A 16033-nucleotide genomic window follows, 5' to 3' on the forward strand; every position below is an offset into this window, starting at 1 on the left:
TACGAGGTATGAGCCTGTGAGAGGGAACTGTAGGCCGGGTAAGGCGGAGCCGCCACCCGGCATAAAAGTGGCTCTGTGCCTGCTGTCATCGCCCGGTGGCGCTGTGCTTACTGGCCTACGAGGTATGAGCCTGTAAGAGGACCCCGTAGGCCGGGTAAGGCGCAGCCGCCACCCGGCATAAAAGTGGCTCCGTGCCTGCTGTCATCGCCCGGTGGCGCTGCGCTTACCGGGCCTACGATGTGTCAGCCTGTGAGAGGACCCTCCAGGCCGGATAAGGCGTAGCCGCCACCCGGCAAAATAACGGCGCAACAGGATTGCCTGGAAGGTAATCAATGCTGCGCTTGCCGGGCCTGCGAGGTATATGCCTGTGAGAGGACCCCGTAGGCCGGGTAAGGCGTAGCCGTCACCCGGCAAAATAACGGTGCCACAGGGTTGCCTGGAAGGTAATCAATGCTGCGCTTGCCGGGCCTGGGGGGAGCCTACGGGAGGACCCCCCAGGCAGGGGAATGCGATAAGCCGCTATCCGGGAAGCTGGACTAGATCCGGGTTCCCCACAGATCGTATTCGTCGGCGTGCTCGACTTTCACCCGCACCACGTCGCCCGGCTTAACGCGGGTTTCGCCGTTCAGGTAGACCGCGCCGTCGATTTCCGGGGCGTCGGCCATGCTGCGGCCAATGGCGCCTTCTTCATCCACTTCATCCACCAGCACCAGGATTTCGCGGCCCACTTTTTCCTGCAGACGCTCGGCAGAGATCTGCTGCTGCAGCTGCATAAAGCGGTTCCAGCGCTCCTCTTTCACCTCTTCCGGCACCTGGTCCGCCAGCTCATTGGCGGTGGCGCCTTCAACCGGGCTGTACTTGAAGCAGCCGACGCGGTCGAGACGCGCCTCTTTCAGAAAGTCGAGCAGCATCTGGAAATCTTCTTCCGTTTCGCCCGGGAAGCCCACGATAAAGGTGGAGCGCAGGGTCAGATCCGGGCAGATTTCACGCCACTGCTTGATGCGCGCCAGCTGACGGTCCGCGGATCCTGGACGCTTCATCAGCTTCAGGATACGCGGGCTGGCGTGCTGCAGCGGAATATCGAGGTACGGCAGAATTTTGCCTTCCGCCATCAGCGGGATCACATCGTCGACGTGCGGGTACGGGTAGACATAGTGCAGGCGCACCCAGATGCCGAGCTTCGCCAGCTCTTCGCACAGGCTGACCATGCTGGTCTTCACCGGCATACCGTTGTGGAAACCGGTGCGGTGCTTGACGTCGACGCCGTAGGCGGAGGTGTCCTGCGAAATCACCAGCAGCTCTTTCACGCCAGCGTCAGCGAGGCGTTTGGCTTCCGCCAGCACTTCGCCAATCGGACGGCTCACCAGATCGCCGCGCATGGACGGAATAATGCAGAAGGTGCAGCGATGGTTGCAGCCTTCGGAAATTTTTAAGTAGGCGTAGTGGCGCGGCGTCAGCTTCACGCCCTGTTCCGGCACCAGGCTCAGGAACGGGTTGTGCTTCGGCTTTGGCGTATAGTGGTGGACGTGCTCCAGCACCTGCTCATAGCTGTGCGGACCGGTGATCTCCAGCACCTTCGGGTGCACTTCGCGGATCTGATCCTCTTTTGCGCCGAGACAGCCGGTGACGATCACCTTACCGTTCTCTTTCAACGCTTCGCCGATCGCTTCCAGCGATTCCTGCACAGCGCTGTCGATAAAGCCGCAGGTGTTAACGATCACCATATCGGCGTTGTCGTAGGTAGGTACGACGTCATAACCTTCGGTGCGCAGTTCGGTCAGGATACGCTCTGAGTCCACGAGGTTTTTCGGGCAGCCCAGGGAGACGAAGCCGATTTTCGGCTGGTGCGTGACATTGCTCATAGCTTAAAAAGTGTTCAATTATTGGAATGGTCAGGGCAGGAATTCTACAGATCTTTGTGAAAAAGAGTATAGCTCCGTCACGGTTAATGGTGAAAAAGCGCACCCAACCCTGCCTTTCACGCCCCTGCCGCTACAGCGGATCCCGCACGCCCCGGGGCAGAGGTGCGGGAAACGCTTCCGGCACGCCGTGCGCGCGGGCGGCGATTCATGCCCGGCGTTGCTGCCGGGCAGAGACTTATTGCGCCGGGGTGACGGCTCCGGAGGGGGCGACGCCGGGCTTTTTCGGCTCGCGCTTATCCTGCAGCGTGAAGACAGAGATCAGAGTAAAGAGCCCGGCGATGCCGCCGAGGATCAGATAGGTGTCGGCGAAGCCAATGGTATCGTACAGATAGCCTGCCAGCGGTGAGTAGATGGCGGTGGCGATCGAGGCGACAAACAGCACCAGTAAATAGACTGTTGAAGAGAGCTTGTGGTCGAAGTTGGCGGCGATGAATTTAAAGACCGACACCAGAATTAACGGTTTCTCCAGGGCATGCATCATTTTTACTGCGCCAATCCACACTGGGCCGAGAGGCACCGCCGAGCCAGCAATACGTACCGACATGATCAGCCCGGCAATGATCAGCGCCCATTTGGCGCCGGTCCGGTTAACAAACCACGGCATCAGGCATAAGAACAGCGTTTCGCCGCACACCTGAATGGAGGCGAGGATCCCATACCAGCGGTTGCCTTCCTCCGGCGTCGGGAACTGCAGCGAGAAGTACTGGGCAAATTGCTGATCGTAGGTGTCATAAATCTGCGTGACGAACAGGGTAAAGATCAGCAGCATCCAGAACTGGCTGTTCTTCGCCAGCTCAAGGGCATGGGAGACCTTCAGCGATTCGCTTCGCGCCACATCGGCGTCAGTTAATTCGATTTTGGTCAGCATAAAGCAGACGGCGGCGATGACGATGGCGAGGCTGGCGAGCCAGAAGGCCAGATTGGGATTGCTGTCGATATATTTACCGACGATCCAGGCCGCGGCCGCCCAGCCTAACGAGCCCCACATCCGCACCCGACCGTATTCGAACTGGTAGCGGCGGGAAATCTTATCGATATAAGAGTCGATCACCCCGCAGCCGGAGTTAAAGATGATCCCCAGATAGATGCCCCCCAGCAGCGCGCCAATCCAGAAGCTGTGCATCAGCAGCGGCGCGTAAACGTAGATAAAGAAGGGGCCTACCGGCAGAAGCAGTGCCACCAGCAGCCAGATAAGGCGTTTTTTCAGGCCGAACTTATCGGAGATAAAGCCGAAGAAAGGCTGCATCAGCAGGGCGATAAAGGCGTTGACCGAATAGAGCAGGCCGGTTTTCGTGGCGCTGATGCCAAGATGCTGGGTGGTCCAGATGACAAAGAAAGCCATGGTCGACGACCAGGCGAACAGGTAGAGGAAATCGAAAAGACTCAACAGAAGGTAGTTTCTTTTACCGGGCGTCATGGTTCAGTTCCTTGCAAATGGGCAGAGAGATTATCAGCGAACCGCGGTCGCTGTTTTTATTAAATGTTATACGTATTACATTAATGATTTGTTATGGCATCCTGACTGGCGATCGTGCAATAGCGCCAGCAATATAATGTGATCATTTCAGCACTATTTTGGCCTTTTTATAGCGGCGAATGCGAATTAATTTCTTTTTGAAATTAAATGTGATCGTATAACTTTATCTTTGTTATATACCTGACAATGCGGCAAGGTTGTTACATTGTAAAGGGTGTTAAAGGCTTGGGAATAATTGACCTGGCGCATCATTTTGTACAAAAAATAACCGTATTATGGATGAGGTAAAGGACGACAGAGGAGGAACCGTGATGACCGTTGACAGACTATACCGCCACCTTTTGCAGAAGCTCATTAACGCCAATATCGATATTGACGCCTATCTGCAGCTGCGAAAGGCCAAAGGCTACATGTCAGTCAGCGAAAATGACCATCTGCGTGAAAACTTGTTTGAGCTTTGCCGTGAAATGCGTGCCCAGGCGCCGCGCCTGCAGAATGTCATTTCACCGGAGGAGAGGGATGCCCTTCGTTTGGCCGGCGAGTCCGTCGCCGCCGCTGCAGTATGCCTGATGAGCGGACATCATGATTGTCCGCTGTACATCGCTGTTAACGTAGAGAAGCTAGAACGCTGTCTGACAGGATTGACTTCAAATATTCATAAATTGAATAAATTGTCGCCAATCCCTCATGCCTGATCGGCTGAAACCCAGGGGAAGTGGACGCTTCCCCTGTTAAAGGTTATGTAAAAATCCCCGCGCAAATTTCCCCGCTGGCTACCCTTTAGCGCAGAGCTCACGAAAGGAGAATGCCATGCGTCCGATCCCGCTGCTGTTGCTATTGAGCGCCCTGTCGCTGCCGGCCCTGAGCCAGGCCGCGGTGCGGGTGGAAGTATTGCAGAACCGGCTGGCCCATCCGTGGAGCCTGGCGTTTCTCCCCGGCGACCAGGGCATGTTGATTACTCTGCGCGGCGGCGAGTTCAAGCGCTGGCAGCCAGGTAAAGGCCTGTCGGCGCCGATAGCCGGCGTGCCGCAGGTGTGGGCCAACGGCCAGGGAGGCTTACTGGACGTGGCGCTGGCCCCGGATTTCGCGCAGTCTCGGCGGGTGTGGCTAAGCTATGCGGAGAGCGACGCCAGCGGCAAAGCGGGCACCGCGGTGGGCTACGGGCAGTTGAGCCAGGATGCCACGCAGCTGACGAACTTCACCGTGGTGTTTCGCCAGCAGCCGAAACTCTCCGTCGGCAATCATTTTGGCGGCCGGCTGGTGTTCGACGGCAAAGGGCATCTGTTTATTGGCCTCGGGGAGAACAATCAGCGTCCCACCGCTCAGGATCTCGGCAAGCTACAGGGAAAAGTGGTCCGTCTGACGGAGACCGGGGGCGTTCCGCCGGATAACCCCTTTGTTGGCCGGACCGACGTGAGGCCGGAGATCTGGGCCTACGGCATCCGCAATCCGCAGGGTATGGCGATGAATCCGTGGAGCGGGGCGCTGTGGCTGAACGAGCATGGCCCGCGCGGCGGGGATGAAATTAATATCCCACAGGCGGGAAAAAACTATGGCTGGCCGCTGGCGACGCACGGCATTAACTACAGCGGCCTGCCCATTCCGGAGGCCAGGGGCAAGACGGTGCCGGGGACCGAGCCTCCCCTGTATGTCTGGCCGGTCTCACCGGGAGTGAGCGGGATGGCCTTTTACGCGGCGCAGACCTTTCCCCAGTGGCAACATAAGCTGTTTATCGGCGCGCTGAAGGAGACATCGCTGATTGTTCTGGCGGTGGACGGCAATCAGGTCCGTGAGGAGGGGCGCCTGCTGGAGGCGCGCGGGAAACGGATCCGCGACGTCCGCGTGGGACCCGACGGCTATCTGTATGTGTTAACCGACGAGTCTAACGGCGAGCTATTGCGGCTGAGTCCGGAGAGTTAATTTCAGGTGACCGGGATCTGCACCACTTCGCGCCAGGCCGGACGCTGGCTAATCTGCTGATACCAGCGCTGCAGATGGGGACGCGGTTGCCAGCTGTCGAGGATCGACAGCAGGTTGTAGACGAAGGGGGCGACGGCAATATCGCCAAGGCCGAACTGCTCGCCGGAGAGCCACGGCGTTTTCGCCAGCTCGTCATCCAGCATGGCGAACAGCGCTTCGCAGGCGCTGATCCCCGCGGCGATGGCCGCCGGGTCGCGTTGCTCCGGCGGCGTCCTCACCAGACCCATTAATACCGGGCGATGGGCGGGAGAGAGCGTGCCGTTGGACCAGTCCATCCACTTATCGCCTTGCGCGCGCTGCGCCGGCGCGGCCAGCCACAGACGGTCAGCGCCATACTGGGCGGCAAGGTAGCGAATAATCGTATTTGATTCCCACAACACCACCCCGGTGGCATCGTCCTTTAACAGCGGCACCAGCCCATTGGGGTTCATCGCCAGATATTCCGGGTCATGATTGAGACCAAACTCCAGCCCGGCGAGGATCTGCTCATACGGCAGATCCAGCTCCTCCAGCACCCAGCGCACTTTCTTCACGTTGGTCGAGTTATTACGTCCCCACAGTGTAATCATTTTCGCTCCTGAGTTTGTTTCACTGCCGTTGCAGCGCGATCGGCGATCATGTTGGGATAAAGTTAATATTTAGGCAATCACGATCAAAAAAATTGTTCTGATTAAAGCACAGCGGCATGTTATTGCGTAAACTTTAAAAACTTTACCAACTCGCTGTTTCTTTAAGGTCATTTGTACGCTTTACTCACCGGTTGCTGCGGCGCGGTCAGAGTGGCGCGGCATATTTTGTTTGGAAAGGATACTTGGGTGGCTCTTATGATGCATGACGCTTTTTCCCTTCGCGGCCTCGCGGCAGGTTGCGCGCTGTTATTTCTTGTCGCACCTGCGGTGCAGGCTGCAGAACAACTCCCCGACGCCCCTTCGATTGACGCTCGCGCCTGGATCCTGATGGACTACGCCAGCGGGAAGGTGCTGAGCGAAGGCAATGCCGATGAAAAACTCGACCCGGCCAGTCTGACGAAGATCATGACCAGCTACGTGGTGGGGCAGGCGATAAAAGCGGGAAAAATTAAACTGACCGATATGGTGACCGTCGGGCGCGATGCCTGGGCGACCGGCAACCCAGCGCTGCGCGGTTCATCGGTGATGTTCCTCAAGCCCGGCATGCAGGTTTCAGTAGAAGATCTGAACAAAGGGGTCATCATTCAGTCCGGTAACGACGCCAGCATTGCCATTGCGGACTACGTGGCGGGCAGCCAGGACGCTTTCGTCAGCCTGATGAACGGCTACGCCAAAAAAATGGGGCTGACCAACACCACCTTTATGACCGTCCACGGCCTCGATGCGCCGGGGCAGTTCAGTACCGCCCGCGATATGGCGTTACTGACCAAAGCGATGATCCACGACGTACCGGAAGAGTACGCGGTACATAAAGAGAAAGAGTTTACCTTTAATAAAATTCGCCAGCCAAACCGTAACCGCTTGCTGTGGAGCACCAACCTCAACGCCGATGGCGTGAAAACCGGGACCACCGCCGGGGCCGGCTATAACCTGGTATCTTCGGCCACTCAGGGCGATATGCGTCTGATTGCCGTGGTGCTGGGGACCAAAACCGACCGCATTCGCTTTAACGAGTCGGAAAAACTGCTGACCTGGGGCTTCCGCTTCTATGAAACCGTGACGCCGATTAAACCGGATGCCACCTTCGTCACCCAGCGCGTGTGGTTTGGCGATAGCAGCGAAGCGAAACTGGGGGCCGGCGAAGCGGGCTCTATCACCCTGCCGAAGGGCCAGCTGAAAAACCTGAAAGCCAGCTACACCTTAAACCAGCCGCAGCTTACCGCGCCGCTGGAGAAGGGGCAGGTGGTCGGGACTATCGACTTTAAGCTGAATGATAAAACCATCGAGCAGCGCCCGCTGATCGTCATGGAGCCGGTGAAAGAGGGCGGCTTCTTCAGCCGGATGATCGACTTCGTACTGATGAAACTGCACGGCTGGTTCGGCAGCTGGTTCTCCTGATGCCATGACCGCGCCCGGCGGGGCGCGGTCAGTTACGCTTCAATACAGCAGGGAGATCTGCTGTGCCTTCGCCAGCGCCACCAGCTCATCATCCGGGCAGATATCGCTGGCGATCACGTCAAACTTCGCTAACGCCCCCATGCGCGCCGGACGCACTTTGCCAAACTTGCTGTGGTCGACCACCAGCACGTGGTAGCGCGCGTGTCGCATCGCCCAGTGTTTGACCGGCAGTTCCTCCAGGTTATAGCAGGTCGCCCCCTGTTCGCAGTCAATGCCCGCCGCCGAGTAAAAGGCGATGTCAGGGCTCAGATGGCTGAGGGTATCCTCAAGGCTCAGCGGCATAAAAATCGCGTTGCTGGCATGAAATTCTCCACCACACAGGACCGCGCGGCACTGGGGCTTTTCCTGCAGGGCCAGAAAGGTGTTCAGGGAGTAGCAGACGCCGGTGAAGGGCAGGGCATCGTCAATGGCGTCGATGATCCACGGGGTGGTGGTCCCGCAGTCGAAGAAGGCCATCTGATGGGGCTCCAGCAGCGCGGCCGCATGGCGGGCGGCGCGGCGTTTCTCCTCGACCAGCCGGGTCTTTTGGTCGCTGAGCAGGTAATGGGTGGCGCTGCGCGGCTCCAGCACAATGTATCCGCCGAGCAGCACGACCGGACCGCTGTGGCCGTTGAGGTCGCGACGAATGGTCATTTCCGACACCCCAAGCAGGGAGGCCGCTTCTTTCAGATGCAGCTTATCGCTGCGCTTGAGTGCCTGAATGAGTTGACTGATGCGTTCGTCACGGCGAGTTTCCATATTCCCTCTGCGCTAAAATCGCCCTGCGGAGGCAGGGCGTTAGCGGGATTTTACCTGTCGCTTGCGGGTTAGTCACGCGGTGGCCGCCGCGACGGTCGGCGTTTAGCCGCGCACCCAGCCTTTGCGGATCGGCAGGGAGAAGCAGAGGCGATAGAGGCGCTGCAGCTGACGGTACAGCGCCGGGCCGACAGTATGCCAGATTAGCGCCGCGCCAAGGCAGCCGCACATCCCGGCCAGCAGGCCGCCAACCATGTCCAGCGGCCAGTGGACGCCGAGATAGACGCGGGACCAGGCGATGGCGGCGGCAAGGGCCATCAGCAGGGCGCCGGACCACAGGCGATGCCAGAACAGAAAGGCCAGGGCAAAGGTAAAGCTGACGGTGCCATGGTCGCTGGGGAAGGAGTCGTCCGCCGCATGGTGCAGGAAGTTATAGCCCACGCCGGCGACAAACGGCCGATCGTGCGGATAGAGGTGGCCGATCGCCCATGAGACGGTCAGGCTGATCGTCAGCGCCAGCATCAGCTTAAACACCATCTGCCGCTGGGCAGGCCCCCACAGCCACAAGGCCACCACCAGCAGGGGCACGATCAGAATCAGATCTTTAGCGATGAAAATCGCCACCTCAATGGCCCACTGCGGCGAGGCCGGGGTCGCGTTGAGCAGGGCGAACAGCGCGTAGTTAATATTTTCCAGCATAGACTTCCAGGCTCGTTGGTCCGATAGCAAATAAGCCGCCTACCCTAAATAAAAGCGTTGCGGAGATAAAGCAGCATTGTCTTAAAGATCAGGTTGTTATGAAATGTCGCCTCCTGAGGCGCGGCGCTAACCCCCTGAAAAGGGTCAGTATATCCTTTGTCACATTGCTGAAACATAAACGGAATATATACGCAGAGTGAATTGCAAAGAAGAAGCCTGACGGGGGCGCGCAACTCGCAATATTGTGCGGTGTCACCCACAATTCACTATCTCCGCGCCGGGAGTTTCATTACACTTTGCGCGATTTTTGATAGATAAGAGATTTCATGCAAAATTATTCGCTTTCAGGCCGCCGCCTCGGAAGGCAGGCGCTGCTGTTCCCGCTATGTCTGGTGCTGTACGAGTTTTCCACCTATATCGGCAACGATATGATCCAGCCGGGTATGCTGGCCGTGGTTCAGGAATTCCAGGTGGGCAACGAGTGGGTACCCACCTCGATGACCGCCTATCTGGCCGGCGGCATGTTTTTACAGTGGCTGCTGGGGCCTCTGTCGGACCGTATTGGCCGCCGTCCGGTGATGTTGACCGGGGTGGTGTGGTTTATCGTTACCTGCCTGGCGACGCTGCTGGCGCAGACCATTGAGCAGTTCACCCTGCTGCGCTTCCTGCAGGGGATCAGCCTGTGCTTTATCGGCGCGGTCGGCTACGCGGCGATCCAGGAGTCCTTTGAGGAGGCGGTGTGTATTAAAATCACTGCCCTGATGGCCAACGTGGCGCTGATTGCTCCGCTGCTGGGGCCGCTGGTGGGCGCCGCCTGGGTGCATATCCTGCCGTGGGAGATGATGTTCGTGCTGTTCGCCGTGCTGGCTGCTATCTCGTTTGTCGGCCTGCAGCGAGCGATGCCGGAGACCGCGACGCGGCTGGGTGAAAAGCTGTCGGTCAAAGAGCTGGGCCGCGACTATCGGCTGGTGCTGAAGAACCTGCGCTTCGTCGCCGGCGCGCTGGCCACCGGCTTTGTCAGCCTGCCGCTGCTGGCGTGGATTGCCCAGTCGCCGGTCATTATTATCAGCGGCGAACAAGCCACCAGCTATGAGTATGGCATGCTGCAGGTGCCGATTTTCGGCGCGCTGATTGCCGGCAACCTGGTGCTGGCGCGCCTGACTTCGCGCCGTACCGTGCGCTCGCTGATTATCATGGGCGGCTGGCCGATCGTGTTTGGCCTGCTCCTCTCCGCGGCGGCGACGGTAGTCTCTTCCCACGCCTATCTGTGGATGACCGCCGGCCTGAGCTTCTACGCCTTCGGGATTGGCCTGGCGAACGCCGGCCTGGTGCGCTTAACCCTGTTCGCCAGCGAGATGAGCAAAGGCACGGTTTCGGCGGCGATGGGAATGCTGCAGATGCTGATCTTCACCGTCGGCATTGAGCTCAGCAAACATGCTTACGAGCTGGGCGGCAATGGGCTGTTCAGCCTGTTTAACCTGCTGGGCGGGGTGCTGTGGCTGGGGCTGATGATCTACTTCCTGAAAGATAAAAGCGTCGGCAATTCGCAGCAGGGGTAACCGGTTTTTAACCCGGATGCGCTTGCATCCGGGCCTTATCAGGCGAACGGCGCTTCGCGATCCAACACCTTATCGATAATCTGCAGAACCCCCTCTTCGTTGTTGTGCGGCGCATGATAGCGGGCGACGGCTTTGACGTCTTCCCGGGCGTTGGCCATGGCGAAGCCAAACCCGGCGTGCTGCAGCATTTCGATATCGTTGCCGCTGTCGCCGAACGCTACCACCTCATGATCCTCGATGCCCCAGCGCTGCTGCAAAATACGCAGGCCGTTGGCTTTGTGCACCCCCGGGATAATTAAGTCGATGCTGCCGTAGCCGGTGGCCACTGCGGTCACCATGTCCCCCAGCGCCGCGTGCAGCCTCGGCTGAATTTCCGGGATCAGGCGGTCCGGCACGTTGAGACCAAATTTGAGGATGGTGTCATCGAGATGGTTAAAATCATCTACCAGTTCAAGGCGGTGATAATACTTCGCCGCCACCGTCTTCAGCGCGTCGTTGTAGCGGTTGAGGGTGTAGGCGCTGCGCTTCCCGCAGGCGATGATTTCGATATTCGGCAGCGTCTGCAGATGATCGACCACGGCGTTGAAATGGTGAACCGGCAGCTGGCAGTTGAAGACATCTTCATTGCCGCTCACTACCCAGCCGCCGTTTTCCGCCACGAAGGCGATCTGGTGGGCGATCTCCGGAAAGAAGGAGATCAGCTGGTAGTACTGGTTGCCGCTGGCGACCACGAAGCGAATGTTCTGCTCGCGCATTCGTTGATACTGGGCGAGGAAGCGCGGCCGGTTGTAGGTTTTGGCATCGCTTAAAAAGGTGCCGTCCATATCCACCGCAATCAGTTTGATGCTCATTAGCTGTTCTCCATAACGGGTTCAGACTGTGGCTTAGCCACCGCGCGGGCGACCAGCGCCGCCACCATCACCAGGCCCAGCACCACCAGCATCGCGCTGCGCAGGCCGAAGTGCTCGCCCAGGAAGCCCAACAGCGGCGGCCCGACGAGGAAAGCAAGATACCCGGTAATCGCCACCACGCTGACGCGCTTAGGGGCATCCGGACCGGTATCGCTGGCGGCGGAAATAGTCAGCGGGAAGCCGAGCGAGGCGCCGATGCCCCACAGCAGCACCGAGATGCCCGCCACCCAGGGGTTATCGACGAAGATAATCAGGCCGATACCCAGGGCGCCCATCACTGCGCTGCCGCGAACCACCGTCACCCGGCTGTAGCGATCGATAAACCAGCCGCCGGTAAAGCGGCCCAGCGTCATGCCGAGGGTGAAGCCGGCATAGATCAGCGAGCCGGAGGTGGGGCTAAAGCCGTGGCCGTCCACCATCAGCAGCGGCAGCCAGTCATTGGCCGAGCCTTCGGCAAAGGCCATCGCCAGGACGATGACCCCGATAAGCAGCAACTGCGCGTCGCGCCATACCGGCAGACCTTTCGCCTCGCCGTGGGCGGCTTCGGCGGCATTTTTACCGGTACCCTCCGGAATGGCGCGGATGGCAATGGCGATGGGCAGAATGGCCACCAGCGCGGCCGCCAGGATATGCGGGGCGGCGGGCAGACCGAACCCGGTCACCGCCATGCCCACCCCGGCGCCGAACAGGGTGCCAAAGCTGTAGAAGCCGTGCATCATCGGTAGCACCGTTTTATTCATCTCCCGCTCAACCGCCGCCCCCTCGACGTTAATGGCGACCTCTGCCGAGCCAAAGCTGGCGCCAAAGATGGCCAGACCAAAGGCGAACAGCGGGGCGGAGGTGACCCACAGCGCCAGGCTGAGCACCAGCATGCCGAGTACGGCGAAGGACATGGTGGTGCGGATGACCTTGCGGGTGCCAAAGCGCTTCACCAGCCACGCCGAGCAGAGAATACCGCTCATCGATCCCACCGACAGGCCAAACAGCACGACGCCCATCTCTGCGGTAGAAAGCGCCAGCAGATCGCGGATCGCCGGCGTGCGGGTGGCCCAGGAAGCCATTAATAAGCCGGGGATGAAAAAGAACATAAACAGCGCCCACAGTCGAAGCTGGAGCGCTCTGCGCGAAGATTGCGTCGTCATCCGTAAACGCCTTAAAGGAGAAGAGTGAAGACAACAGTAGCAAGCATGTGTACATTTGTACATAAACCGGAAAAGGAAAATCATGGCCCGTAGACCGAACGATCCGCAGCGCCGCGAGCGCATCCTGCAGGCGACGCTGGACACCATCGCGGCGCACGGCGTCCATGCGGTGACGCACCGTAAAATCGCCACCTGCGCGAATGTGCCGCTGGGGTCGCTGACCTACTATTTCAGCGGCATCGAGGCGCTGATCGCGGAGGCGTTCAATCTGTTTACCGCCGAGATGTCGGCGCAGTATCAGCAAAGCTTCGCCGGGGTAACGAACCGGCAACAAGCCTGCGATGCCATCGCGGAGCTGATCTTCAGCGCCCAGGTGACCACGGCGCGCAATATGGAGCTGATGTACCAGCTGTACGCATTCTGCAGCAGCCAGCCAGCGCTGAAGGCGGTGATGCAGAACTGGATGCGGCGCAGCCAGCAGACGCTGGAGCAGTGGTTTGCCCCGGACACCGCCCGCGGCCTTGACGCCTTTATTGAAGGGATGACCCTGCACTTTGTCACCGACCGCGCGCCGCTGTCGAAGGCGGCGATCCGCATGATGGTCGGGCAACTGGCGGGGGAGAGGGCGCAGGAAGAGGGGCGCTGAGGCGGTGTTTCAGCCGGAATGGCTAAACGCAGGCAACAAAAAACCCATCAACCTTGAACCGAAGTGGCGGGGTTGATGGGCTCCACAAAATGGGGACATCAAAGAAAAGCAGTGGCATTACTTATGACTGATGCCCTGAGAAAAAGTTCTGCCTGTGGCGCCTTTTTTCGCAAAAAATTTATTGTAGCCCTGGCCAGATGATCACGATGAGCGTCCCGGCGAGGGTGAGCAGCACGTTGGCGATGGCGTAGGTGCCCGCATAGCCGAGCGCCGGGATGTTGCTGCGCGCGGTATCGCTGATGATCTCCATCGCCGGGGCGCAGGTGCGGGCCCCCATCATGGCGCCGAACAGCATCGCCCGGTTCATGCGCAGCACGTAGGCGCCGAACAGGAAGCAGATCACCACCGGCACCAGGCTGACGATAAGCCCGGCCGCCAGCATCTGGCCGCCGACGGCGCCCAGCCCGTTATTGATCCCGGCCCCGGCGCTGAGCCCGACCCCGGCCATAAACACCATCAGGCCAAACTCTTTTACCATGTTCAGCGCCCCCTGCGGGATATAGCCGAAGGTTGGGTGGTTGGCGCGCAGGAAGCCAAGCATGATGCCGGCGAACAGCAGGCCGGCGGCGTTGCCGATGCCGAAGCTGAAGGAGCTGAACTGGAAGGTGATCATGCCGATCATCAGGCCGACGATAAAGAAGGCGCAGAAGGCGAGGAGGTCGGTCACCTGGCTGTGAATGGAGATAAAGCCGATGCGGTCGGCTACGGTCTTCACGCGGCGGGCGTCGCCGCTGACCTGCAGCACGTCGCCTTTGTTCAGCACCACGTTGTCGTCGATAGGCATCTCGATCTGGCTGCGAATGACCCGGTTCAGGAAGCAGCCGTGATCGGTGAGCTTGAGCTGCGCCAGGCGGCGGCCGACGGCGTTGTGGTTTTTGACCACAATCTCTTCGGTGACGATGCGCATGTCGAGCAGGTCGCGGTCGAACACCTCTTTACCGTTGCGGAAGCTCGGGTCGAGGCGGGCGTGCGCGTCCGGGTAGCCCACCAGCGCAATATCGTCGCCCATCTGCAGCACCGCGTCGCCGTCCGGGTTGGCCAGAATGCCGTTGCGACGGATGCGTTCGATATAGCAGCCGGTCTGGCGATAAATGCCCAGCTCACGCAGATTTTTGCCATCCGCCCATGCCACCAGCTCCGGACCGACGCGATAGGCGCGGATCACCGGCAGGTAGACTTTACGTTTGGAATCGGTATCGAGGCCGCGCTCGCGGGCGATTTGCTGGGCGCTGGTCTGCAGATCCTGATGCTGCAGCTTGGGCATATAGCGGGCGCCGACGATCAGGCTCACCAGACCAACCAGGTAGGTCAGGGCATAGCCGAGGCTCAGGTGGTCAAGCGACTGCGCCAGCTGATCGCTGGGCAGGCCGAAATGGCGCAGGGTGTCCCCCGCGCCCACCAGCACCGGGGTGGAGGTCATCGCCCCCGCCAGCATACCGGCGGTGAGCCCGATATCCCAGCCGAACACTTTACCCAGCACCATGGCGATCAGCATCGCGCTGCCGACCATCACCAGGGCCAGCATCAGATAGTTTTTCCCGTCGCGGAAAAAAATCGAAAAAAAGTTAGGACCGGCTTCCACGCCGACGCAAAAAATAAACAACATAAAGCCGAGATTAAGGGCATCGGTGTTAATCGCGAAATGCTGCTGACCTAATAATAGAGAAACGACTAAAACGCCAATGGAATTACCAAGTTGTACTGAGCCGAGACGCAGTTTTCCCAGGCATAGTCCTAATGCAAGTACAACGAATAATAACAGGATGTAATTCCCGTTTAACAAATCTGCGACGTTTATATTCACGAAAGCCAACTTCTCGTTTACTAGTAAGTTGTTGAAGGAAATGGTTATTTGGTCTAAGGTTGCTCAGGCGTTCGCGTTGTCGCGAACCTATTCTGGCACCCTGTTATAACCAGCAAAAATATACCCGCTAGTTTAATCCTTCCTGGATGCGGCGGCTAGTGACAATCGTTTTTAGGCTGGTAGGGGAGTTATTGGCATGGATTGCCGAAATGCTTTATCTGACTGGGCGACGTGGACGTGAGTTAGAGGCAACATCAGGAGGATACGGTGAAATCTGAGCGTAGTTGGGCCGGCATTATCTGTGGCTTCGTTCTGTTCATTGTGGTGTGCTTATCGTTGTTGTTACATATGAAAGGGGCCTTTCGCGCCAGCGGCAACCCGGAGCTGGGCCTGCTCTTCTTTTTGCTGCCAGGGGCGGCGGCGAGCTGTCTCTCTCCCGGACGGCGGGTGCTGCGTCCTTTGCTCGGCGCGATACTGGCGGCGCCGGTCTGTATGGTGACGATGCGGCTGTTTTTCGTCACGCACCGGACGTTCTGGCAGGAGATGGCGTGGGTACTGAGCGCGGTGTTCTGGTGTGCGCTCGGGGCGTTGTGCTTTTTGTTTATCTGCGCCTGGCTTGATACCTGGCGCAGTCATTCATCGAGTAAATAAATTTACTCAGGCAAACAGGCCAAGGTTCTCTTTCGCCCAGGCTTCGAAATCGGTGCAACCGCCGATGTGTTTCTGGTCGACGAAAATCTGCGGTACGGTTTCAACCGGTTTGCCGACGGTTTTTTCCAGATCAGCTTTGCTGATGCCTTCGGCGTGAATATCCACGTAACGGTAGTTAAAGTCATCACGCTCGTTGGTCAGTTTTTCTGCCAGCTCTTTGGCGCGAACGCAGTAAGGGCAGCCTGGACGACCAAAAATAACGGTAAACATTGCTTCTCTCCTTAAACCTCAGCCGGATGGCGAATGGCGCTTATGATGCCTGCATTGGCCGGTGAGGGAAAGAAGGTTCTGCCTTTTGCT

At 58.9% G+C, this 16033-nt stretch carries 15 protein-coding genes; 6 read left to right on the top strand and 9 right to left on the bottom strand.

The features are described 5' to 3' along the window. Positions 1-536 precede the first annotated feature (536 nt). Both rimO and ACLH1U_RS15160 read right to left on the bottom strand, forming a co-directional pair. Complete coding sequence (gene rimO / locus ACLH1U_RS15155) at positions 537-1862, bottom strand: 30S ribosomal protein S12 methylthiotransferase RimO (RefSeq protein WP_023288970.1); 1326 nt, start codon at positions 1860-1862, stop codon at positions 537-539. A 235-nt stretch (positions 1863-2097) separates the two neighbouring features. Beyond that, positions 2098-3339 (bottom strand): oligosaccharide MFS transporter, encoded by a 1242-nt coding sequence (locus tag ACLH1U_RS15160; RefSeq protein WP_032455236.1) that lies wholly within the window; start codon positions 3337-3339, stop codon positions 2098-2100. A gap of 371 nt (positions 3340-3710) precedes the next feature. Between ACLH1U_RS15160 and bssR the strand changes: the two genes are divergently transcribed. Further along, positions 3711-4094, top strand: a complete 384-nt coding sequence (gene bssR, locus ACLH1U_RS15165; RefSeq protein WP_023288972.1) for a biofilm formation regulator BssR — start codon at positions 3711-3713, stop codon at positions 4092-4094. A gap of 115 nt (positions 4095-4209) precedes the next feature. Further along, positions 4210-5319, top strand: a complete 1110-nt coding sequence (locus ACLH1U_RS15170) for a PQQ-dependent sugar dehydrogenase (protein ID WP_411299328.1) — start codon at positions 4210-4212, stop codon at positions 5317-5319. A gap of 2 nt (positions 5320-5321) precedes the next feature. Here the strand turns inward: ACLH1U_RS15170 and ACLH1U_RS15175 are convergent, their stop codons facing one another. After that, positions 5322-5948, bottom strand: a complete 627-nt coding sequence (locus tag ACLH1U_RS15175; protein ID WP_032455238.1) for a glutathione S-transferase family protein — start codon at positions 5946-5948, stop codon at positions 5322-5324. 255 nt (positions 5949-6203) lie between these two features. Between ACLH1U_RS15175 and dacC the strand changes: the two genes are divergently transcribed. Beyond that, on the top strand, positions 6204-7406 hold the full coding sequence (gene dacC / locus ACLH1U_RS15180; RefSeq protein WP_004201290.1) for a serine-type D-Ala-D-Ala carboxypeptidase: 1203 nt from the start codon (positions 6204-6206) through the stop codon (positions 7404-7406). A gap of 39 nt (positions 7407-7445) precedes the next feature. Here the strand turns inward: dacC and deoR are convergent, their stop codons facing one another. Then, positions 7446-8204: a DNA-binding transcriptional repressor DeoR gene (gene deoR, locus ACLH1U_RS15185; RefSeq protein WP_023288975.1), complete on the bottom strand. Its 759-nt coding sequence runs from the start codon at positions 8202-8204 to the stop codon at positions 7446-7448. Positions 8205-8306: 102 nt separating this feature from the next. Then, entirely contained in the window at positions 8307-8900 is a 594-nt protein-coding gene (gene ybjG, locus ACLH1U_RS15190) for an undecaprenyl-diphosphate phosphatase (protein WP_032455240.1), read from the bottom strand. 326 nt (positions 8901-9226) lie between these two features. Between ybjG and kdeA the strand changes: the two genes are divergently transcribed. Beyond that, on the top strand, positions 9227-10459 hold the full coding sequence (gene kdeA, locus ACLH1U_RS15195) for a multidrug efflux MFS transporter KdeA (RefSeq protein WP_004201293.1): 1233 nt from the start codon (positions 9227-9229) through the stop codon (positions 10457-10459). A gap of 38 nt (positions 10460-10497) precedes the next feature. Here the strand turns inward: kdeA and ACLH1U_RS15200 are convergent, their stop codons facing one another. Both ACLH1U_RS15200 and ACLH1U_RS15205 read right to left on the bottom strand, forming a co-directional pair. Then, the gene (locus ACLH1U_RS15200; RefSeq protein WP_023288977.1) at positions 10498-11310 is read right to left on the bottom strand and encodes a Cof-type HAD-IIB family hydrolase; all 813 of its coding nucleotides are present in this window, start codon (positions 11308-11310) and stop codon (positions 10498-10500) included. After that, entirely contained in the window at positions 11310-12512 is a 1203-nt protein-coding gene (locus ACLH1U_RS15205) for an MFS transporter (RefSeq protein WP_044521889.1), read from the bottom strand. The genes ACLH1U_RS15200 and ACLH1U_RS15205 overlap by 1 nt, the downstream gene beginning before the upstream one ends. A gap of 82 nt (positions 12513-12594) precedes the next feature. On the opposite strand from ACLH1U_RS15205, the gene ACLH1U_RS15210 reads away from it, so the two are divergent. Next, on the top strand, positions 12595-13158 hold the full coding sequence (locus ACLH1U_RS15210; RefSeq protein WP_044521890.1) for a TetR/AcrR family transcriptional regulator: 564 nt from the start codon (positions 12595-12597) through the stop codon (positions 13156-13158). A gap of 178 nt (positions 13159-13336) precedes the next feature. On the opposite strand, the gene ACLH1U_RS15215 is transcribed toward ACLH1U_RS15210, so the two are convergent. Next, entirely contained in the window at positions 13337-15022 is a 1686-nt protein-coding gene (locus tag ACLH1U_RS15215; RefSeq protein ID WP_004179131.1) for an aspartate:alanine antiporter, read from the bottom strand. A gap of 267 nt (positions 15023-15289) precedes the next feature. Here ACLH1U_RS15215 and ybjM point away from each other — a divergent pair, with 267 nt between their 5' ends. Further along, positions 15290-15673: an inner membrane protein YbjM gene (gene ybjM, locus ACLH1U_RS15220; RefSeq protein ID WP_002896351.1), complete on the top strand. Its 384-nt coding sequence runs from the start codon at positions 15290-15292 to the stop codon at positions 15671-15673. A gap of 6 nt (positions 15674-15679) precedes the next feature. Here ybjM and ACLH1U_RS15225 read toward each other — a convergent pair whose 3' ends face one another. Continuing rightward, positions 15680-15943 carry a GrxA family glutaredoxin gene (locus ACLH1U_RS15225; protein ID WP_002896352.1) on the bottom strand — a complete coding sequence of 88 codons (264 nt, stop codon included), beginning with the start codon at positions 15941-15943 and terminating at the stop codon, positions 15680-15682. Positions 15944-16033: the final 90 nt, after the last annotated feature.

This window comes from Klebsiella sp. 1SOBk5mer (genome assembly GCF_046603115.1).
GTDB lineage: Bacteria > Pseudomonadota > Gammaproteobacteria > Enterobacterales > Enterobacteriaceae > Klebsiella > Klebsiella quasipneumoniae.

Excerpts from the sequence above, each read along its gene's own strand:
- rimO (WP_023288970.1), bottom strand. The coding sequence starts at position 1,862 with ATGAGCAATGTCACGCACCAGCCGAAAATCGGCTTCGTCTCCCTGGGC.
- dacC (WP_004201290.1), top strand. The coding sequence starts at position 6,204 with ATGATGCATGACGCTTTTTCCCTTCGCGGCCTCGCGGCAGGTTGCGCG.
- ACLH1U_RS15225 (WP_002896352.1), bottom strand. The coding sequence starts at position 15,943 with ATGTTTACCGTTATTTTTGGTCGTCCAGGCTGCCCTTACTGCGTTCGC.
- deoR (WP_023288975.1), bottom strand. The coding sequence starts at position 8,204 with ATGGAAACTCGCCGTGACGAACGCATCAGTCAACTCATTCAGGCACTC.
- ybjG (WP_032455240.1), bottom strand. The coding sequence starts at position 8,900 with ATGCTGGAAAATATTAACTACGCGCTGTTCGCCCTGCTCAACGCGACC.
- ACLH1U_RS15200 (WP_023288977.1), bottom strand. The coding sequence starts at position 11,310 with ATGAGCATCAAACTGATTGCGGTGGATATGGACGGCACCTTTTTAAGC.
- kdeA (WP_004201293.1), top strand. The coding sequence starts at position 9,227 with ATGCAAAATTATTCGCTTTCAGGCCGCCGCCTCGGAAGGCAGGCGCTG.
- ACLH1U_RS15160 (WP_032455236.1), bottom strand. The coding sequence starts at position 3,339 with ATGACGCCCGGTAAAAGAAACTACCTTCTGTTGAGTCTTTTCGATTTC.
- bssR (WP_023288972.1), top strand. The coding sequence starts at position 3,711 with ATGACCGTTGACAGACTATACCGCCACCTTTTGCAGAAGCTCATTAAC.
- ACLH1U_RS15170 (WP_411299328.1), top strand. The coding sequence starts at position 4,210 with ATGCGTCCGATCCCGCTGCTGTTGCTATTGAGCGCCCTGTCGCTGCCG.
- ACLH1U_RS15210 (WP_044521890.1), top strand. The coding sequence starts at position 12,595 with ATGGCCCGTAGACCGAACGATCCGCAGCGCCGCGAGCGCATCCTGCAG.
- ACLH1U_RS15205 (WP_044521889.1), bottom strand. The coding sequence starts at position 12,512 with ATGACGACGCAATCTTCGCGCAGAGCGCTCCAGCTTCGACTGTGGGCG.
- ACLH1U_RS15175 (WP_032455238.1), bottom strand. The coding sequence starts at position 5,948 with ATGATTACACTGTGGGGACGTAATAACTCGACCAACGTGAAGAAAGTG.